Annotated in this window: 16 protein-coding genes and 1 pseudogene; 6 read left to right on the top strand and 11 right to left on the bottom strand. The window is 73.1% G+C overall.

The window, feature by feature from the left end; genetic code table 11:
- The first annotated feature begins 3 nt into the window (after positions 1–3).
- Positions 4–1,065, top strand: coding sequence for an aminotransferase class V-fold PLP-dependent enzyme (locus tag N8I86_RS10430; protein WP_123439756.1), 1,062 nt, complete (start codon positions 4–6; stop codon positions 1,063–1,065).
- Between the two features lie 76 nt (positions 1,066–1,141).
- Here the strand turns inward: N8I86_RS10430 and thpD are convergent, their stop codons facing one another.
- From thpD to N8I86_RS10405, 5 genes are all read right to left on the bottom strand, one after another.
- Positions 1,142–2,044 carry an ectoine hydroxylase gene (gene thpD, locus N8I86_RS10425; RefSeq protein ID WP_073892425.1) on the bottom strand — a complete coding sequence of 301 codons (903 nt, stop codon included), beginning with the start codon at positions 2,042–2,044 and terminating at the stop codon, positions 1,142–1,144.
- Positions 2,045–2,049: 5 nt separating this feature from the next.
- Positions 2,050–2,454, bottom strand: coding sequence for an ectoine synthase (locus tag N8I86_RS10420; RefSeq protein WP_073892423.1), 405 nt, complete (start codon positions 2,452–2,454; stop codon positions 2,050–2,052).
- A gap of 20 nt (positions 2,455–2,474) precedes the next feature.
- Positions 2,475–3,746: a diaminobutyrate--2-oxoglutarate transaminase gene (gene ectB / locus N8I86_RS10415; RefSeq protein ID WP_073892420.1), complete on the bottom strand. Its 1,272-nt coding sequence runs from the start codon at positions 3,744–3,746 to the stop codon at positions 2,475–2,477.
- 13 nt (positions 3,747–3,759) lie between these two features.
- Positions 3,760–4,278 carry a diaminobutyrate acetyltransferase gene (ectA, locus tag N8I86_RS10410; protein ID WP_073892417.1) on the bottom strand — a complete coding sequence of 173 codons (519 nt, stop codon included), beginning with the start codon at positions 4,276–4,278 and terminating at the stop codon, positions 3,760–3,762.
- A 1,195-nt stretch (positions 4,279–5,473) separates the two neighbouring features.
- A complete protein-coding gene (locus N8I86_RS10405; protein ID WP_263280090.1) occupies positions 5,474–6,568 on the bottom strand; it encodes a pyridoxal-phosphate-dependent aminotransferase family protein in 1,095 nt (364 codons plus the stop codon).
- A 196-nt stretch (positions 6,569–6,764) separates the two neighbouring features.
- On the opposite strand from N8I86_RS10405, the gene N8I86_RS10400 reads away from it, so the two are divergent.
- The 5 genes from N8I86_RS10400 to N8I86_RS10380 all read left to right on the top strand — a co-directional run bounded on the left by N8I86_RS10400 (position 6,765) and on the right by N8I86_RS10380 (position 11,434).
- Positions 6,765–7,613 carry a transporter substrate-binding domain-containing protein gene (locus N8I86_RS10400; RefSeq protein ID WP_073892414.1) on the top strand — a complete coding sequence of 283 codons (849 nt, stop codon included), beginning with the start codon at positions 6,765–6,767 and terminating at the stop codon, positions 7,611–7,613.
- On the top strand, positions 7,610–8,443 hold the full coding sequence (locus tag N8I86_RS10395; protein WP_073892411.1) for an amino acid ABC transporter permease: 834 nt from the start codon (positions 7,610–7,612) through the stop codon (positions 8,441–8,443). Before N8I86_RS10400 ends, N8I86_RS10395 begins: the two co-directional genes overlap by 4 nt.
- Positions 8,440–9,234, top strand: a complete 795-nt coding sequence (locus N8I86_RS10390; protein ID WP_073892409.1) for an amino acid ABC transporter ATP-binding protein — start codon at positions 8,440–8,442, stop codon at positions 9,232–9,234. The genes N8I86_RS10395 and N8I86_RS10390 overlap by 4 nt, the downstream gene beginning before the upstream one ends.
- A gap of 18 nt (positions 9,235–9,252) precedes the next feature.
- Complete coding sequence (locus N8I86_RS10385; RefSeq protein WP_263277629.1) at positions 9,253–10,344, top strand: amidohydrolase family protein; 1,092 nt, start codon at positions 9,253–9,255, stop codon at positions 10,342–10,344.
- Positions 10,345–10,525: 181 nt separating this feature from the next.
- A complete protein-coding gene (locus N8I86_RS10380) occupies positions 10,526–11,434 on the top strand; it encodes an SCO1860 family LAETG-anchored protein (RefSeq protein ID WP_263277628.1) in 909 nt (302 codons plus the stop codon).
- A 73-nt stretch (positions 11,435–11,507) separates the two neighbouring features.
- Here the strand turns inward: N8I86_RS10380 and cobC are convergent, their stop codons facing one another.
- The 6 genes and pseudogenes from cobC to cobM form a co-directional block, all read right to left on the bottom strand.
- Positions 11,508–12,578: an Rv2231c family pyridoxal phosphate-dependent protein CobC gene (gene cobC / locus N8I86_RS10375; RefSeq protein ID WP_123438316.1), complete on the bottom strand. Its 1,071-nt coding sequence runs from the start codon at positions 12,576–12,578 to the stop codon at positions 11,508–11,510.
- Complete coding sequence (locus N8I86_RS10370) at positions 12,568–13,500, bottom strand: sirohydrochlorin chelatase (protein WP_073892397.1); 933 nt, start codon at positions 13,498–13,500, stop codon at positions 12,568–12,570. The genes cobC and N8I86_RS10370 overlap by 11 nt, the downstream gene beginning before the upstream one ends.
- Positions 13,497–14,084, bottom strand: coding sequence for a precorrin-8X methylmutase (locus N8I86_RS10365; RefSeq protein WP_123438317.1), 588 nt, complete (start codon positions 14,082–14,084; stop codon positions 13,497–13,499). Before N8I86_RS10365 ends, N8I86_RS10370 begins: the two co-directional genes overlap by 4 nt.
- Positions 14,081–15,772 (bottom strand): precorrin-3B C(17)-methyltransferase, encoded by a 1,692-nt coding sequence (cobJ, locus tag N8I86_RS10360; protein WP_263277627.1) that lies wholly within the window; start codon positions 15,770–15,772, stop codon positions 14,081–14,083. Before cobJ ends, N8I86_RS10365 begins: the two co-directional genes overlap by 4 nt.
- Positions 15,769–17,021, bottom strand: a pseudogene (cbiE, locus tag N8I86_RS10355) (precorrin-6y C5,15-methyltransferase (decarboxylating) subunit CbiE). The gene cobJ and the pseudogene cbiE overlap by 4 nt, the downstream one beginning before the upstream one ends.
- Positions 17,018–17,836 carry a precorrin-4 C(11)-methyltransferase gene (cobM, locus tag N8I86_RS10350; protein WP_073892387.1) on the bottom strand — a complete coding sequence of 273 codons (819 nt, stop codon included), beginning with the start codon at positions 17,834–17,836 and terminating at the stop codon, positions 17,018–17,020. Before cobM ends, cbiE begins: the two are co-directional and overlap by 4 nt.
- Between the last annotated feature and the right edge of the window lie 96 nt (positions 17,837–17,932).

Genomic DNA, 17,932 nt, shown 5'->3' with positions numbered 1-17,932 from the left:
CCCATGGAGACCACGGAGACGTTCGAGAGAATCGTCCGCGCCGAGTTCACCCCGAAGAGCACCTACCTCAACACCGCCAGCAACAGCCTGCTCCCCGCCCGTACCGTGGCCGCCCTCCAGGAGGCGGCGCTGCTGCGGGCCGAGGGCCGGCCGCTGACCCCGCTGTACGAGGACGTCGAGGCCTGCCGGGCCGCGTACGCCCGGCTGGCCGGCGTACCGGCCGGCCGGGTCGCGCTGGGCGCATCCGTCGCCGCGCACACCGGAGTGATCGCGGCCTCGCTGCCCGCGGGCGCCGAAGTCCTCACCGCCGACGACGACTTCACCTCCGTGCTCAACCCGTTCCACGTCCGGGGCGACCTCCTGGTCCGCACGGTACCGCTGGAGCGGATCGCCGAGTCCGTCCGGCCGGGCACCGCGCTCGTCGCGGTCAGCGCCGCCCAGTCCGCCGACGGCCGCATCGCCGACCTGCCCGCCCTGCGCGCGGCCGCCCGCGCGCACGGCGCACGCACCTACGTCGACTTCTCCCAGGCGGCGGGCTGGCTGCCGATGGACGCGGGGGCGTACGACTTCACCGCCTCCGTCTCCTTCAAGTGGCTGATGGGCCCGCACGGGACGGCCTTCCTCACCGTTCCCGAGGACTTCGGCGGGCTGAGGCCGGTGCTCGCGGGCTGGACGGCGGGCGAGCGGCCCTGGGAGAGCTGCTACGGCCCGGTCGACGAACTCGCGCTTTCCGCGCGGCGGTTCGACCTCACCCACGCCCTGTTCACCCTCGCGGGGCTGCGCCGCTCCCTGGACCTCGTCGAGGAACTCGGGGTGTCCGCGATCCACGCCCATGACGTGGCCCTCGCCGACCGCTTCCGGACCGGGCTCGCGGACCTCGGGCACAAGCCCGTGCCCGCCCCCGGCTCGGCGATCGTCTCGGTGCCCGGACTCGGCTCCCGGCAGCCGGAGTTGAGCGAGGCGGGCATCGAGATCTCCGACCGCGCGGGCAACCTGCGCGCGTCCTTCCACCTCTACAACACGACCGCGGACGTGGACCGCCTGCTGGACGCCCTGTCCGGCTGATCCGGCCGGTTCCGGACATGACCGGGCCGGGGCCTCCCGTCCCACACGAGGAGGCCCCGGCCCGGTGCTCGGGGGGTCACTTCACCGGGGTCTGCCCGACCGGGGTGAAGTCGCGCGCGCCGATGAAGTCCGGCCTGCGCACCGGAGCCGAGAACGGCTCCACCGCCGTGTTCTCCACACTGTTGAACACGATGAAGACGTTGCTGCGCGGGAACGGCGTGATGTTGTCGCCGGAGCCGTGCATGCAGTTGCAGTCGAACCAGGTCGCCGAGCCGGCCTTGCCGGTGAACAGGCGGATGCCGTGCTCGCCCGCCAGCTCGGTCAGCGCCTCGTCGGACGGTGTGCCCGCGTCCTGCATCTGCAGCGACTTCTTGTAGTTGTCCTCGGGCGTGGCGCCGGCGCAGCCCAGGAACGTCCGGTGCGAGCCCGGCATGATCATGAGCCCGCCGTTGGTGGCGAAGTTCTCGGTCAGCGCGATCGAGACGGACACCGTGCGCATGTTCGGCAGGCCGTCCTCGGCGTGCCAGGTCTCGAAGTCCGAGTGCCAGTAGAAGCCGCTCGCGCCGAAGCCCGGCTTGACGTTGATCCGGGACTGGTGGACGTACACGTCCGAGCCGAGGATCTGCCGAGCCCGGCCGACCACGCGGGGATCGCGCACCAGGTTCGCGAACAGCTCGCTGATCTTGTGCACCTCGAAGACCGAGCGGATCTCCTTGGACTTCGGCTCGACGATCGAGCGCTCGTCGGCGCGGATCGCCGGGTCGGTGACCAGGCGCTCCAGCTCGCGCCGGTACACCTCGACCTCGTCCGGGGTGATCAGCTGGTCGACGGCGAGGAAGCCGTCCCGCTCGTACGCCTGGAGATCGGCGGTCGGGATCGGGCCCGGCGTGTCCGGGGAGCCCCAGACGACCGGGTCCTGCCGGGGGACGGTCACCTCGCTGGTGCCGCGGGTGGGGTACAGGTCGGTGACAGTGGTCATGGGTGTCACACCTCCTCGGGCTCGGTGAGCAGCGGGTACACGCCGTTCTCGTCGTGGTCCTCCCGCCCGGTGACCGGCGGGTTGAACACGCAGATGCAGTGGAAGTCCTCCTTGACGCGCAGCGTGTGCCGCTCGTGCCCGTCGAGGAGGTACATGGTGCCGGGCGTGATCGTGTACGTCTTCCCGGCCTCGTGGTCGGTGAGTTCGGCCTCACCCTTGGTGCACACGACGGCCTCGATGTGGTTGGCGTACCACATCGACGTCTCGGTACCGGCGTACAGGATGGTCTCGTGCACGGAGAAGCCGACCCGCTCCTTGGCGAGGACGATGCGCTTGCTCTCCCACGTGCCGGACTTCGCCTTGACGTGCCGGTCGGTGCCTTCGATGTCCTTGAACGATCGGACGATCACGGTGCTGTACTTCCTCCTTGCTAGACGGTTTCGCGGACCGAACGGGCGAGGATGCTCAGCCCCTCGTCCAGCTCGTCGGGGGTGATGGTGAGGGCCGGCAGCAGTTTGACGACCTCGCCCTCCGGGCCGGACGTCTCGATGAGCAGCCCGAGCTCGAAGGCGCGGCGGGCGACCCGCGAAGCCCGGTCCTTGTCACGGAATTCGAGACCCCACACGAGTCCCCGTCCGCGGTACTCCTTCACATCGGCGAGGTTCTCCTCGGTGATGGAGATCAGCGCCTGTTCGACCTGCTCGCCGCGGGTGCGGGTCTGCTTCTCCATGGCCGAGCCGTCGGTCCAGTACGTCTCCAGGGCCGCGGTGGCCGTGACGAACGCCGGGTTGTTGCCGCGGAAGGTGCCGTTGTGCTCGCCGGGCTCCCAGACGTCCAGCTCGGGCCGGAACAGGCACAGCGACATGGGCAGGCCGTAGCCGCTGATCGACTTGGACACCGTGACGATGTCGGGGGTGATCCCCGCCTCCTCGAAGGAGAAGAAGGCGCCCGTGCGGCCGCAGCCCATCTGGATGTCGTCGACGATCAGCAGCATGTCCTGCCGCTCGCACAGCTCCTTCAGCGCGCGCAGCCACTCGGGCCGGGCGACGTTGATGCCGCCCTCGCCCTGCACGGTCTCCACGATCACGGCGGCGGGCTTGTTCAGGCCGGAGCCCTGGTCCTCCAGCAGCCGCTCGAACCACAGGAAGTCCGGGACCTGGCCGTCGAAGTAGTTGTCGAACGGCATGGGGGTGCCGTGCACCAGGGGGATGCCCGCGCCGGCCCGCTTGAAGGCGTTGCCGGTGACGGCGAGGGAGCCGAGGGACATCCCGTGGAAGGCGTTCGTGAACGACACGATCGCCTCCCGACCCTTCACCTTGCGGGCCAGCTTCAGCGCCGACTCGACGGCGTTGGTGCCCGTCGGGCCCGGGAACATGACCTTGTACGGCAGGTCGCGCGGGCGCAGCACCAGGTCCTGGAAGGTCTGCAGGAACGACCGCTTGGCCGTGGTCGACATGTCCAGGCCGTGGGTGACCCCGTCCCGGGACAGATAGTCGATCAACGCCCGTTTCAGTACCGGGTTGTTGTGGCCGTAGTTGAGTGAGCCGGCGCCGGCGAAGAAGTCGAGGTACGCGTGGCCGTCCTCGTCGTACATGCGGCTGCCCTGGGCACGGTCGAAGACGGCGGGCCAGCTGCGGCAGTAGCTGCGGACCTCGGACTCGAGGGTCTCGAACACGCTGAGGTCGGGCTGGGTGATGGTCACGGTGATTCGCTCCTCAGTGGGGGGTGGAGGCGGTCAGCGGGCCTATGCGGTACAGGACTTCGGGGTCGTGCGGGCCGTCCGGGAAGAGGTCGGCGCCGAACAGCACCTCGCGGTCGACCTGTGCGCCGTGCCGGGCGGCGAACGAGGTGAACAGGCGCTCGGAGGCGGTGTTGCCGGGGGTGATCGTGGTCTCCACCTCCGTGATGCCGCGCTCGGCGGTGAGCCGTGCGGTCAGCCCGTCGAGCAGGGCGGCGGCGATGCCGTGGCCCCGGTGGGCGGAGTCGACGGCCACCTGCCAGACGAGCAGTGTCCGGGGACGGTCCGGTCGCACATAGCCGGTGATGAAGCCGACCGGCTCTCCGTCCGCACCGCGCGCCACCGCCGAGGTGCCGGCGAAGTCCCGGCACCACAGCAGATAGCTGTACGAAGAGTTCAGGTCGAGGGTTTTCGAGTCCTTGGCGAGACGCCAGAGCGTGGCTCCGTCGGTCATCGCCGGTCGGTCGATGAGAAGGTCTGCGGGTGCGGCAGTCATGCGGCACGAATTTAGCGAGGCGAATTAGAAATTGCACGGGCGGTTCCGCTGTGCCGCGCAGGGACTCGGGGGAAATGCCCGTATTACCCCACGGAAAATCGGGACAAAGGTGTCTGGTTGTGGAGTGTGTCACAACAAGGAAACCGTCCGAAACGTGCCGGAAAACTTCCCCGTTTAGCTCCGCGGAAAGCGGGCAGAAGAAGACGGGAAGCTATCGTCCGAAGAATTGGCGGAGTTTGTGAAATTGAATTGAATTCACGATCCGCTGGTTTCGCCGACGCGTTCACGTAAAATGCGCACGCCCGCTGCCCCGGCCAAACCCCCGCCTCCGCCCGCCGAACACCTACCACCCACCGACGCCCTACGGCGCCGCCGAACTTCGCCCCGGTGAGCCCGGGCGGCCGGTCGCCTTGCCGGTGTCCCGCTCGGGGGTGCCGGGGCTCTCGGCCCGGTGAGCCCGGGGGCGGGTGGCCGTGTCTGCATCCCCGCGGACTGGTGGCCGGCCCCTGCCGGGGTGGCAGTGGGGCGGGCGGCCGTATCTGTGTTCGTGCGCATCCGCCCGTAGCTGGCGAACGCCTGCCCGCGACCGGCGTCGGTGCCGTGCGCGCCCGTGGGTGGCGGGTCGTCTTGCCGGCGGCGTCGGCCGGGGGTCGGTGTCCCGCTCGGGGGTGTCGGAGCCCTTGGCCCGGTGTGCCCGGGCGGCCGTGTCCGCGTCCAGGTGCCCCCCCGCCTGCGGCTGGCGAGCGCCCGCCTCTGGCCTGCGGCCGTGCCGCATCGCGTCGGTGGGTGGCCGATTGCCTGGCTGGTGCTGGTGTCCCGCTCGGGGGTGTCGGAGCCCTTGGCCCGGTGTGCCCGGGCGGCCGTGTCCGCGTCCAGGTGCCCCCCCGCCTGCGGCTGGCGAGCGCCCGCCTCTGGCCTGCGGCCGTGCCGCATCGCGTCGGTGGCCGGTCGATTGCCTGGCTGGTGCCGGTGTCCCGCTCGGGGGTGTCGGAGCCCTTGGCCCGGTGCGCCCGGGCGGCCGTGTCCGCGTCCAGGTGCCCCCCCGCCTGCGGCTGGCGAGCGCCCGCCTCTGGCCTGCGGCCGTGCCGCATCGCGTCGGTGGGTGGCCGGTCGTCCTGCCGGTGGCGCCGGTCGGGGCCCGGCGCCCGCTCGGGGGTGGCTGGGGTGAGCCTCCCTGCCGGGGCGGTGTGGTCGGTCAGGGGGTGTTCAGGGCTCGGGCGGCCGACTCGATGTCCACCGGTGCTCCCGCCTCGGCCAGCGCCGCGCCCAGCGCGGTGAGGGATCGGCGGACCGTGTCCAGGGTGGCGTCGGGGCCGTAGTGGTTGACCCGGATCATCTCCTTGGCCAGGGCGCCGCCGCCCGCGGCCAGCGGCAGCGCCGGGTCGCTCTCCAGGGCCCGCGCCACCAGCTCCGACGCCACCAGATCCGACGGCACCCGGAGCGTCGTGGCGACCGGCGCCGCGTCCGCGGCCTCGTACACGTACGGCTCCAGGCCCCCGCCGAGCGCGACCGCACCCGCCCGCGTGGCCAGCGCGGCGCCCCGGTGCCGGGCCATCACCGTGTCCAGCCCCGCCGACCCGATGCGCTCCAGGCACGCCTGAAGGGCCAGCATCTCCAGCTGGGCGGGGGCGTGCGGCAGCACCCTGCGGCCGGCGTCGATCCAGCGGTCCTTCCAGTCGAGCAGCGACAGGTAGGAGCGGCGCGGCGCGTGCGGGTTCGCCGCCATCCGGGCCCACGCCCGCTCGCTCACCGAGATCGCCGACACGCCCGCCGGGCCGCCCATCGCCTTCTGCGCCCCGATCACGCACAGGTCCACGCCCCACGCGTCCGGCAGCACCGGCTCGGCGCCCACGGAGGCGACCGCGTCCAGGTAGAACAGCGCGCCGTGCCGCCGTACCACCTCGCCGATCTCCGCGACCGGGTTGGTGTTGCCGGTGGCCGCCTCGGCGTGCACCAGCGACACGAAGTCGATCTCCGGGTGATCGGCGAACGCCTGCTGGATCTGCCCGGGCGTCACCGCCGTGTGGAAGGGCACGGAGATGTCGTGCACGGTCGCGCCGGAGTCCCGGAGCCAGTTGCCGAAGGTCTGCCCGTACGGGCCCGTGATCACGTTCAGGGCCACCGTGCCGGGACCGGCCGCCGCGCGGATCGCGCCCTCCAGCGGCAGCAGCGCCTCGCCCTGCGTGATCAGCACGTCCTGCCGGGTGTCCAGCAGCCGGGCCACCCCGTCCTCGATGGCGGCGAAGCGCTCGGCACTCAGCGGGGGCAGATCGAGGAACGGGTGGGTCACGGCGGTGCTCTCTTCGCTCACGAGGGTTCACGGGCCGGCCGGAGGCCGACGCACACGAGCGTAACCCTCGCCACATCGGCGCCCGCGAACCGGCGACTTCTCAGGCCGGACGGCTCCGATGCCATCGGTTTGGTTTGAGTGACCCAAACATCTCCTTATAATCGGAAGCCACAGTTCCCCCATAGGAGATCCCCCCATGAATACGCTCCTCGGGCGCCGGACCCGCCTTCTGGCCGCCACCACCGCGACCGCCGCACTCGTGCTCGTCGTGGCCGGCTGCTCCTCCAGCGACTCGGGGAGCGGCAAGACCACCGTCAAGGGCGTCCACCTGGCCAAGGCCGGGCAGCTGACCACCTGCACCCACCTGCCCTACCCGCCGTTCCAGTCGGAGATCGACGGCAAGGTGCAGGGCTTCGACGTGTCCCTCATCGACCTCGTCGCTAAGGACCTGGGCGTCAAGCAGCAGATCCTCGACACGCCCTTCGAGAACTTCAAGACCGGCGCCTTCCTCAACTCCGGGCAGTGCGACCTGGCCGCCGCCGGCATGACCATCACCGCCGAGCGCAAGAAGAACGTCGACTTCTCCGACCCGTACTTCGAGGCCACCCAGGCCGTCCTGGTCGACAAGAGCAGCGGTGTGAACTCGCTCGCCGACGTCAAGGCCAAGGGCAAGAAGCTGGGCGCCCAGGCGCAGACCACCGGCGAGGACTACGTCAAGAGCAAGGGCTACGACCCGATCTCCTTCGAGTCCTCCGACGCGGTCCTCAACGGCCTGCGCACCGGCCAGGTCCAGGCCGTCGTCATCGACTACCCGGTCGTCCAGGGCTGGCTCAAGGACAAGGCGAACGCGGACAAGTTCAAGGTCGTCGACAACCTGAAGACCGGTGAGCAGTACGGCTTCACCGTGAAGAAGGGCAACACGGCCCTGCGCGACGCCATCAACAAGGCGATCAAGAACGCCAAGGCCGACGGCACCTACAAGAAGCTGTACGAGCAGTGGATCGGCCCGTACGACTCCTCCGTCGCCTCTCCCGCGGCCTCATGACCGACACGGACACGACCCTCCAGCCGAAGAAGAAGGGACTGACCCGGCGCCAGAAGCGCGCCGTGTCCCGCGGGGTGCAGTACGCCGTCTTCGTCGCCGCCGTGATCGCCTTCGCGGTCTCGGCGGACTGGGGCCGGCTGCAGAACCAGTTCGCCCAGGCCGACATCGCCGAGCAGATGTTCCCGGACGTCATCACGCTGGCGCTGAAGAACACCGTGCTCTACACGCTGTCCGGCTTCGTCGTCGGGCTCGTCCTCGGCATGGTCGTCGCCCTGATGCGGCTGTCCTCGGTGGGACCGTACCGCTGGCTGGCGGGCGTCTACATCGAGATCTTCCGCGGCCTGCCCGCCCTGCTGATCTTCATCTTCGTCGGCGTGGCCGTACCCCTCGCCTTCCCCGGCACGGAGATCCCCGGCGGGACGTACGGCAAGGTGGCCATCGCGCTCGGCCTGGTCTCGGCCGCCTACATGGCGGAGACCATCCGGGCCGGCATCCAGGCCGTGCCCAAGGGACAGATGGAGGCGGCCCGTTCGCTCGGCTTCTCGCCGGCGAAGGCCATGGTCTCGATCATCGTTCCGCAGGCGTTCCGGATCATCCTGCCGCCGCTCACCAACGAACTCGTCCTGCTCTTCAAGGACTCCTCGCTGGTGCTGTTCCTCGGTGTCACCCTGGAGGAGCGGGAACTGTCCAAGTTCGGCCGCGACCTCGCCAGCACGACCGCCAACTCCACGCCGATCCTGGTCGCGGGCCTGTGCTACCTGCTGGTCACCATCCCGCTCAGCTTCGTCGTCCGCCGTATGGAATCCAAGGCCCAGGAGGCGATCCGGTGAGCCGCCCGGAGATCGAGGTACGCGGACTGCACAAGTCCTTCGGCGCCAACGAGGTGCTGCGCGGCATCGACCTGGAGATCGGCCAGGGCGAGGTGGTCTGTGTCATCGGCCCGTCCGGTTCCGGCAAGTCGACGCTGCTGCGCTGCGTGAACCTGCTGGAGGAGCCCTCCAAGGGGCAGGTCTTCGTCGGCGGCACCGAGGTCACCGACCCGGACGTCGACATCGACGCCGTACGCCGCCGCATCGGCATGGTCTTCCAGCAGTTCAACCTGTTCCCGCACCTGAACGTCACCGAGAACCTCGCGCTGCCCCAGCGCCGGGTCCTCGGGCGGGACAGGGCGACGGCCGCGCGGGTCGCCGCCGAGAACCTGGCCCGGGTCGGCCTGTCCGAGAAGGCGGACGCCTACCCGGCCTCCCTCTCCGGCGGCCAGCAGCAGCGCGTGGCGATCGCCCGGGCCCTCGCCATGGGCCCGCAGGTGATGCTGTTCGACGAGCCGACGTCCGCGCTCGACCCCGAGCTGGTCGGGGACGTCCTCGCCGTGATGCGCAGGCTCGCGGAGGAGGGCATGACGATGATGGTCGTCACGCACGAGATGACCTTCGCGCGCGAGGTCGCCGACCGGGTCGTCTTCATGGACGGCGGGGTGGTCGTCGAGGACGGCAGCCCCGAGCGGGTCATCGGCGACCCGCAGCACGAGCGCACCCGGCACTTCCTGTCCCGGCTGCTCGACCCGGCGATGGCCGAGGTCGAGGAGGAGACCTCCGACCAGGTGGGCAAGGACACGCCGTAGGTCGTTAGGGTGCGGTGCATGAGCGATGGCGCGGTGCTGCACGTGAAGGGCCGGGTCCTGGCCGGACCCGAGGACGTCCGTGACGAGCTGTGGGTGGTCGGGGGGCGGGTCTCCTACGACCGTCCCGCCGGCGCCCGCGACATCACCACCGTGACCGGCTGGGCGCTGCCCGGACTGGTCGACGCGCACTGCCACGTCGGTCTCGGCGCGGACGGCCCGGTGGACGCCGACACCGCCGAGAAGCAGGCCCTGACCGACCGCGAGGCGGGCACCCTGCTGATCCGCGACGCGGGCTCGCCCTCCGACACCCGCTGGGTCGACGACCGCCCCGACCTGCCGAAGATCATCCGGGCCGGCCGGCACATCGCCCGCACCCGCCGCTACCTGCGCAACTACGCCTGGGAGATCGAGCCGGAGGACCTGGTGGCGTACGTCGCCCGGGAGGCCGGGCGCGGCGACGGCTGGGTCAAGCTGGTCGGCGACTGGATCGACCGCGGCGTCGGCGACCTGGCCCCGTGCTGGCCGCGCGAGGCGGTGGAGGCCGCCATCGCCGAGGCTCACCGCCTGGGCGCCCGGGTCACCGCGCACTGCTTCGCCGAGAGCTCCCTGCGCGACCTGGTCGAGGCCGGCATCGACTGCATCGAGCACGCCACCGGCCTGACCGAGGACCTGATCCCGCTGTTCGCCGAGCGGGGTGTCGCGATCGTGCCGACCCTCGTCAACATCGCCACCTTCCCGCACCTCGCGGCCGGCGGCGAGTCCCGCTTCCCGGCCTGGTCCGCCCACATGCGGCGGCTGCACGAACGCCGCTACGACACGGTGCGCGGCGCCTACGACGCCGGTATCCCGGTCTACGTCGGCACGGACGCCGGCGGCTCCCTGGCCCACGGGCTGGTCGCGGCGGAAGTGGCGGAACTGGTCACCGCCGGCATCCCGCCGCTGCAGGCCGTGTCCGCGACGAGCTGGGGCGCCCGCGCCTGGCTCGGCCGGCCCGGGCTGGAGGAGGGCGCACCGGCCGACCTGGTGGTGTACGAGGGCGATCCGCGGGCCGACGTACGGGTGCTGGCGGCGCCGCGGCGCGTGGTGCTCGACGGCCGGATCGTCGAATAGCGGGCGCGCCGGCGGACGGTGGGGCGGCGGGGTCCGGGGGGAACGCCTGTGCCCGGTGATTCGAAGAGACGTGCTGAAACACCCCGATCGAGTGAAGTGACTCAGGATCGCAGACCGTTCACCCACAGTGCGTACAAGGTTGACGGGTCCCAAGCATGTTCCGTCTGGGGGTCCCACCGCCTTGAACAGCAACAACTTCCGCATGCCCGCCCGCCGGCTCGCCGCGGTCGCCACCGTCACCGCGCTCACCGCGGCGCCCGCGGTCCTGGGCGTGGGCGCCGCGCACGCGACCGGCGGCCACGGTCGCGCCTCCGCCGTCGTCCTGCGCACCGGGCTCGACGTGTCCCTGCTCAACAAGACCGTGAACGTCCCGCTCGCGGTCTCGCTCAACGAGGTCCAGGCACCGCAGAGCGCCGACAGAACGGCGTTGTCCGCCCGGCTCGACGGCGTGAACGGCGGAAAGCCGTTCACGGTGCTGGCCGCGGACGTCGCCTCGGCGAAGGCCACGGTCACCGCGAAGCGCGCCGAGGGCTCCGTCCGGCTCGTCCACGCCAAGCTGCACGTGCCCGGTCTGCCGCTGCTGTCGGTGATCGAGACCGACGACGTCACCGCCAAGGCGACCTGCGAGGTCGGCAAGGCACCCGTGGCCGCCGCGAACGTCCTGGGCGCCGTCACGGTCCTCGGCAAGCGGGTCACGCTGACCGCCGGCGGCCCGACCGTGGTGAAGGTGCCCGGCGTCGGCGAGGTCGGGCTGGACCTCGCCGAGCGGCGCACCACGACCCGCACGGCCGCCGCTACCGCCCTGCAACTCAAGGTGTCCGTCAACCCGTTGAAGCTCAACGTGGCGGACGTCCAAGGCACGGTCACCCTCGCCAAGGCCACCTGCGAGTCCCCGATGGCGGCGCCCACCAAGCACCCGGCGCCGAGCCACGACCCGGCAGCCGACGTGCGCCCGCAGGGAGCGCCCGCCAAGGCCGACCTCGCGGAGACGGGCGGCAGTTCGGCGACCCCGTACATCGCGGGCGGCGCGCTGGCGCTGCTGCTGGTCGGCGGGGGAGCGGTGACCGTGGCACGGCGCCGCAGGGGCTGACGGCGGACCGGCTCCGCCGGGCCGGGGAACCCGCCCGGCGGCCCGGGCCCCCGTCACCCGTCCGCCTCCCGGATCACTGCCGGCCGAGCGTGGTCAGCGCGGCCGACAGTGCGTCCAGGAAGCCGCCGGCCGTCGCACGGTCCCGCACGGCGACCCGCACCCACTCCGGCCCCAGCCCCGGGAACGTGTCCCCGCGCCGGACCGCGTAGCCGAGGTCGCGCAACCGCCGTCGTACCGCGGCCGCTCGGTCCATGCGGACCAGCACGAACGGCCCGTGTGCCGGTTCCACCACCCGCACACCCCGGTCGGCGAGGGCGGTCAGCCCCGCCACCAGGTGCGCCCGGTCCACGGCGACGCGATGCGCCGCGTGCCCGGCCTCCGCGAGCGCCCGCGGCGCCACGCACGCCTCGGCGGCGGCCAGCGCGGGCGTCGACACCGGCCACAGCGGCTGGGCCCGCTCCAGCGCGTCGACGGTCTCCGGGTCGGCCAGTACGTAGCCGATCCGCAGCCCCGCCAGCCCCCAGGTCTTGGTCAGGCTGCGCAGCACGACGAGACCGGGCACGTCGGTCCGCCCGGCCAGCGCCTCGCGCTCGCCCGGCACCGCGTCCATGAAGGCCTCGTCGACCACCAGCACCCGCCCGGGCCGGGCCAGTCGGGCGATCGCGCCGGCCGGGTGCAGCACGGACGTCGGGTTCGTCGGATTCCCGATCACGACCAGGTCCGCGTCCTCGGGCACGGCCGCCGGATCCAGCCGGAAACCGTCCTCCGCCCGCAACAGCACCCGGTCCACGGTGTGCCCCGCGTCCCGCAGCGCCGCCTCCGGCTCGGTGAACTGCGGGTGCACCACCACCGGCCGGCGCACCTTCAGCGCCCGTGCCAGCAGCACGAACGCCTCGGCCGCCCCGGCCGTCAGCAGCACCCGCTCCACCGGCAGCCCGTGCCGGGCCGCCACCGCCGCCCGCGCGGCCCGACCGTCCGGGTAGGCCGCGAGCGACGGCAGGGACGCGGCGATCTCCTCCCGCAGCCAGACCGGAGGCGTGTCGGCACGGACGTTGACGGCGAGATCGATCAGCCCCGCCCCCGCGTCCCGGACCTCGGCGTCCCCGTGGTGGCGCAGATCGTGTCCGGCGTCCTCAGTGCGCATGGCTGTGCGAGTGCCCGCCGTGAGGGTGGTGCCCGTGCCCGTGGTGGTGGCCGTCGTCGTCGGGGTGGAAGTGCGGCTGCTGCGGCAGCCCCACCTTGTCCTCGAAGCCCGGCAGCGCGATGCGGTACACGCACGAGTCGCAGTTCATCCGCAGGTCGCCCTTGACGGCCTCCTCGTACCGCTCGATCACCAGGTCGAGCAGCTCCGGCTCCGGCCCGATCACGTCGGCCGACCGCACCTCGACGTCCGGGTGCGCGGCCGCCCAGCCCTCGGTCTGCTGCCGCACCCGGTCCGGCAGGATGCCGGTGAACAGGAAGTACGGCAGGACGACGATGCGCCGCGCGCCGAGCCTGGCGCACCGGTCGAGGCCGCTCGGCACGTCCGGCGCCGCCAGCGACACGAACGCCGTCTCCACGCCGGCGTACCCGCGGCCCTCCCACAGCAGCCGCGCCGCCTTGTGCACCTCGGCGTTGGCGTCCGGGTCGGTCGAACCGCGCCCCACGAGCAGCACCGTCACGTCGGCCCGGTCCTCGGGGGTGCGCGCCGCACCGCCGAGCGCCTCGTCCAGCCGCCGCTCCAGCACGTTCAGCAGCGCCGGATGCGGGCCGAGCGGGCGGCCGTAGGTGTACGAGATGCCCGCGTGCCGCTCCTTCTCACGGGCCAGCGCCGCGGGGATGTCCCCCTTGGCGTGCCCGGCGGACACCAGCATCAGCGGTACGGCCGCGAACCGGCGGACGCCCTTGCCGACCAGTTCGGCGACGGCCTCGCCCAGCGGCGGCGGGGACAGCTCGATGAAGCCGCCGGCGACGGGCAGGTCGGGGCGGCGGCGGCCCAGCTGTCGTACGAAGTCGCGGAACGCCTCGGCTCCGGCGTCGTCACGGGTGCCGTGGCCGGCGATCAGCAGGGCGGGCGGGGTGGTCACGAGGTCTCCTCAGACGAAACGGGGTGGTACAGAAGGGCGTTGAGCGCGGCGGAGGCGACGGCCGAGCCGCCCTTCTCGGACACGTTGCTCACGGCGGGCAGTCCGCTCTCGCGCAGCGCCTCCTTGGACTCGACCGCGCCGACGAAGCCGACGGGCAGGCCGATGACGAGCGCGGGGGAGGCGTCCAGGGTCAGCAGCTCCTCCAGGGCGGTCGGCGCGTTGCCGATCACCCAGAGGGCGCCGGGCCCGACCTGTTCGTAGGCGAGCCGGATGCCGTGCGCGGAACGGGTCAGCCCGGGACCGGCCGTGGCGTCCTTCAGCCGGCAGACGGATTCCCGCCGGGTGATGCCGGCCGCGACCATCTCCACGTCCACGACGACGGGCGCCCCGGCGTGCAGCGCCGCGTGCGCCGCCACCAGGTCCTCCTCCGCCATGACGAGGTCGCTCGCGTACTCCAGGTCGGCGGCGGAGTGGACGACCCGCTCCACCACCGCGCGGGTCAGCGGCGGGAAGTGCGTGGTGTCCAGGCGGGCGCGCAGCCGCCGGTAGGACTCCTCCTCGATGGGGTGGACCACTCGGTTCACCGGGCACTCTCCTGCCAGCGGTAGCCGCGCGGGGTCACCATGCGCCCCGCGACGGTGCGGGTCGCCGTGTTGCCCACGGTCACGACCGTCATCATGTCGACCGTCGCCGGATCCAGTCCGGCCAGCGTGGTGACCCGGCTGGACTCGTCCGGCCGGGAGGCGTTGCGGACGACGCCGACCGGTGTGGCCGGGTCCCGGTGCCCGGCGAGGATGCCGAGCGCCTTCGGCAGCTGCCAGTCCCGGCCCCGCGAGCGCGGGTTGTAGAAGGTCACCACGAGGTCCGCCTCGGCCGCCGCGCGCACCCGGCGCTCGATGACCTCCCACGGCGTGTGCAGGTCGGACAGGCTGATGGACACGTGGTCGTGGCCCAGCGGCGCGCCCAGGACCGCCCCGGCGGCCAGCGCGGCCGTCACCCCGGGCACCCCGACCACGTCGATGTCGTCGGACGCCTCGGCGAGCGCCGGGGAGGCCATGGCGTACACGCCCGCGTCACCGCTGCCGATCAGCGCCACCGCGTGCCCGCGCCGGGCCTCCGCGACGGCCGTACGCGCCCGCTCCTCCTCGGCGCCGAGCCCCGACTCCAGCACCCGGGTGCCCGGTCGCAGCAGATCGCGGATCTGGTCCACGTACTGGTCGAGCCCGACCAGCACCGACGCCCGCCGCAGTTCGGCCGCCGCGCGCGGGGTGAGCAGGTCGCGGGCCCCCGGCCCGAGCCCGACGACGGCGAGCCGCCCGCGTCCCGGGCGCCGTACGACGGCGCAGGTCACCATCGCCGGCCGCCCGTCGGCACGCTCGGACTTCCGCTTGGGCACGAGGAGTTCACCGCCGGCGGCCAGGGCGGCGGCCTCCGCGACCGACGGGGTGCCGACGGCGGCGAGGGGCGCGTCGGACGGGTTGGGCACCTCGACGGCCGCCAGCTCCTCCGCGGAGTACGTCACCAGCGGCACCCCGAGCCGTCCGGCGGCCGCGACGAGGCCGGGCTCCTCCGCCTTGGCGTCCACGGTGGCCAGTTCCGCCACCGACCCGGCGGACAGACCCGCCTCGCGCAGCGCCTCCCCGATCAGCCCGAGGACCTCCTCGGCCGGCGCGCCCCTGGACGCGCCGACCCCGACCACCAGGGACGGCGGCCGCAGCAGCACCTCACGCTCGGCCGGCTCGACCGCCCGGTCGGTGAGCCGCACGGTGTACGCCCCCTCGGCCGAGAACGGCAGCGGCGGCAGCGGCCACGCCACCTCGGCCGCCAGCGCCACCGGCTCACCGTCCAGCAGGGCGCGGGAGACCGCGGCGACCGCACCCTCGTACGGCAGCCCGAGCGTGTCCAGCGCCGCCAGGCCGACGGCGTCCGTCGCGGTCGTCACCACGGGCTCGGCGCCCAGCAACCCGCCCACCTCGCGGGCGAGTTCGTTGGCGCCGCCACCGTGCCCGCCGACCAGGGACACCGCGAACCGGCCGCCCTCGTCCACGCACACCACGCCCGGGTCGGCGGTCTTGTCGCCGAGCAGCGGCGCGAGCAGCCGCACCACGGCCCCCGTCGCCAGGAAGCAGACCAGCTGCTCGCACTCCGCGAACGCGGCCCGTACGGACTCGCCGACGGGTCCCTCGTACACCCGGGTACGGTCCGGCCAGGCCGCGGCCAGCCGGTCCCGCGCCGCCGCCCCCGCCGAGGTGGCGGAAATGAGGCCGATCACTGGGCTACTCCTTCACTGGATGCCCGGGGCCTGTCGCCCCAGAGCAGGAACACTGGATTGGTGGCCGCGAGCCGGGTCACGTCCCCGGGCAGCGGCGCCAGCCGCGACGACTGCAGGAGCACCCCGTCGCAGCGGAACCCGGCGGCCGTCAGCGCCTCCCGCGCCGCCGGCACCCGGTCCAGCGCGGCCACGGCGACGACCACGGTCCGCCGGGCCCGCCGTGCGCACGCGCCGACGACGGCCGGCAGCTCACGCCCCCGCCGCCGACGAACACCGCGTCGGGGTCGTCGGCCAGGCCGGACAGCGCGTCCGGCGCCACACCGTGCACCACCCGCACATCGACACCGTGCGCCCGCGCGTTGGCGCGGACGCGCTCCACCCCGTCCTGGGTCTTCTCGACGGCGACGACGGCCGCGCCGAACCGCGCGCACTCCACGGCCACCGAGCCCGACCCCGCGCCCACGTCCCAGACCAGGTCGCCCGGGCGCGGCCCCAGCCGGGCCAGGGCCAGCGCCCGCACCTCGAACTTGGTGATCATCGAGTCCCGGTGCGCGAACGCGTCCTCGTCCAGCGCCCACCGGTCCGGTCCCGCCGGAACACCGGCGACCGTGCGGACCGGCCCCAGCGCCCGGCGCTCGTCCAGGCAGAGCACCACGCTGACCGACGCGCCCCAGTCCCGGGCCGCCGCCTCGGCGGGCGTCACCCGCTCCACCCGCTCCCGCTCCGGGTCGCCGAGCGCCACCGCCACGACCAGGACGCGCGCGCCCGGGTCCGTCCCCGGACCGGCGAGGGCGGCACCCAGCTCCGCGGGGCCGGCTCCCGGCCCGGTGAGGACCGCGACCTTGGGACGCGCCCGGCAGACGTTCACCGCCGTGCGCAGATCCCGGCCGTGCGCGCTGACCACGACCGCGTCGTCCCAGGGCAGCCCGATCCGGGCGAACGCGGCGGCCACCGAGGACACGCCCGGCCGCACGTCCAGCGCACCGGCGCCGAACCGCTCGGCCAGCGCCCGGACGATCCCGAAGAACCCGGGATCCCCGGAGGCCAGCACGACCACCGGCAGTTCCTTGCCGACGTACCCGGCGATCGTGTCCAGGGCGGGCGCCAGCGGTCCGAGCACGACCCGCTCGGCACCCTCCGGCAGAGCCGCCGCGTCCAGGTGCCGGCGCCCGCCGACCACCAGCGCCGCCCGGTCGAGCACGCCGTCCGGCACCGGCGCCCCGGTCCCCGTACCGACGACGGTGATCAACTGTTCGCCCCCCGCTCGCGCAGTGCCCGCCGGGCCTGCGGGTCGGCCTTGCGGTACCCGTGGAAGTGACCCGGGTGGTACAGGTGCGACCGGGTGCCGTGCGCGTCCAGTGCCGGACCGACCAGGAAGAGCGTGTGCTTCCAGAGCTTGTGCTCCTTGACCGTCTCCTCCAGCGTGCCGATCGTGCACTTCACGACCAGCTCCTCCGGCCAGGTCGCCTGGTGGGCGACGACGACCGGGGTGTCGGTCGGGTAGCCGCCCTCCAGCAGCTCGCGCACCAGCTGCCCGCTGCGCGCCGCCGACAGGAACACCGCCATGGTGGTGCCGTGCCGGGCGAACTCGCGGACCTCCTCGCCGGGCGGCATCGGCGTCTTGCCGCCGCCCAGCCGGGTGAGCACGACCGACTGCGCGACCTCGGGGATCGTCAGCTCGCGCCGCGCCAGCGCCGCCACCGCGGAGAACGACGACACACCCGGTACGACCTCCGTCGCGATCCCGAGCTCCGCGCACCGGTCCAGCTGTTCCTGGGTGCCGCCCCACAGCGCCGGGTCGCCGGAGTGGATGCGGGCGACCCGCAGGCCCTCGGCCAGGGCCCGCTCGTAGACGGCGACGACGTCCTCCAGGGACATCGTGGCCGAGTCCAGGACCTCCGCGCCCGCACGCGCGTGCTCCAGCACCTCCGCCTGGACCAGGCTGGCCGCCCAGATCACCACGTCCGCCTCGGCGATCGCGCGCGCGGCACGGAACGTCAGCAGATCGGCGGCGCCGGGGCCGGCACCGACGAACGTCACCTTGCCGGTGGGGGCATCGGCCATGGGAAGGGTCCTCTCGTACGGGGAACGCAAGCGCGGGACGCAAGCGGAAACCAAGTCGGAATCAGTGAAATGTCAGGGTCTGGGGGAGTGTGTCCG

Origin of the sequence: Streptomyces albidicamelliae (assembly GCF_025642175.1) — a bacterium.
Classification (GTDB): domain Bacteria; phylum Actinomycetota; class Actinomycetes; order Streptomycetales; family Streptomycetaceae; genus Streptomyces; species Streptomyces albidocamelliae.
The sequence above is the reverse complement of the archived record's forward strand: the minus strand, read 5'-3'. Positions and strand labels throughout refer to the sequence as shown.

What these genes read in the sequence shown, in the direction of transcription:
- thpD (WP_073892425.1), bottom strand. Translation starts at nt 2,044, where the DNA reads ATGACCACTGTCACCGACCTGTACCCCACCCGCGGCACCAGCGAGGTG.
- cobM (WP_073892387.1), bottom strand. Translation starts at nt 17,836, where the DNA reads ATGGCCGATGCCCCCACCGGCAAGGTGACGTTCGTCGGTGCCGGCCCC.
- N8I86_RS10385 (WP_263277629.1), top strand. Translation starts at nt 9,253, where the DNA reads ATGAGCGATGGCGCGGTGCTGCACGTGAAGGGCCGGGTCCTGGCCGGA.
- N8I86_RS10395 (WP_073892411.1), top strand. Translation starts at nt 7,610, where the DNA reads ATGACCGACACGGACACGACCCTCCAGCCGAAGAAGAAGGGACTGACC.
- ectA (WP_073892417.1), bottom strand. Translation starts at nt 4,278, where the DNA reads ATGACTGCCGCACCCGCAGACCTTCTCATCGACCGACCGGCGATGACC.
- cobC (WP_123438316.1), bottom strand. Translation starts at nt 12,578, where the DNA reads ATGCGCACTGAGGACGCCGGACACGATCTGCGCCACCACGGGGACGCC.
- N8I86_RS10400 (WP_073892414.1), top strand. Translation starts at nt 6,765, where the DNA reads ATGAATACGCTCCTCGGGCGCCGGACCCGCCTTCTGGCCGCCACCACC.
- N8I86_RS10430 (WP_123439756.1), top strand. Translation starts at nt 4, where the DNA reads ATGGAGACCACGGAGACGTTCGAGAGAATCGTCCGCGCCGAGTTCACC.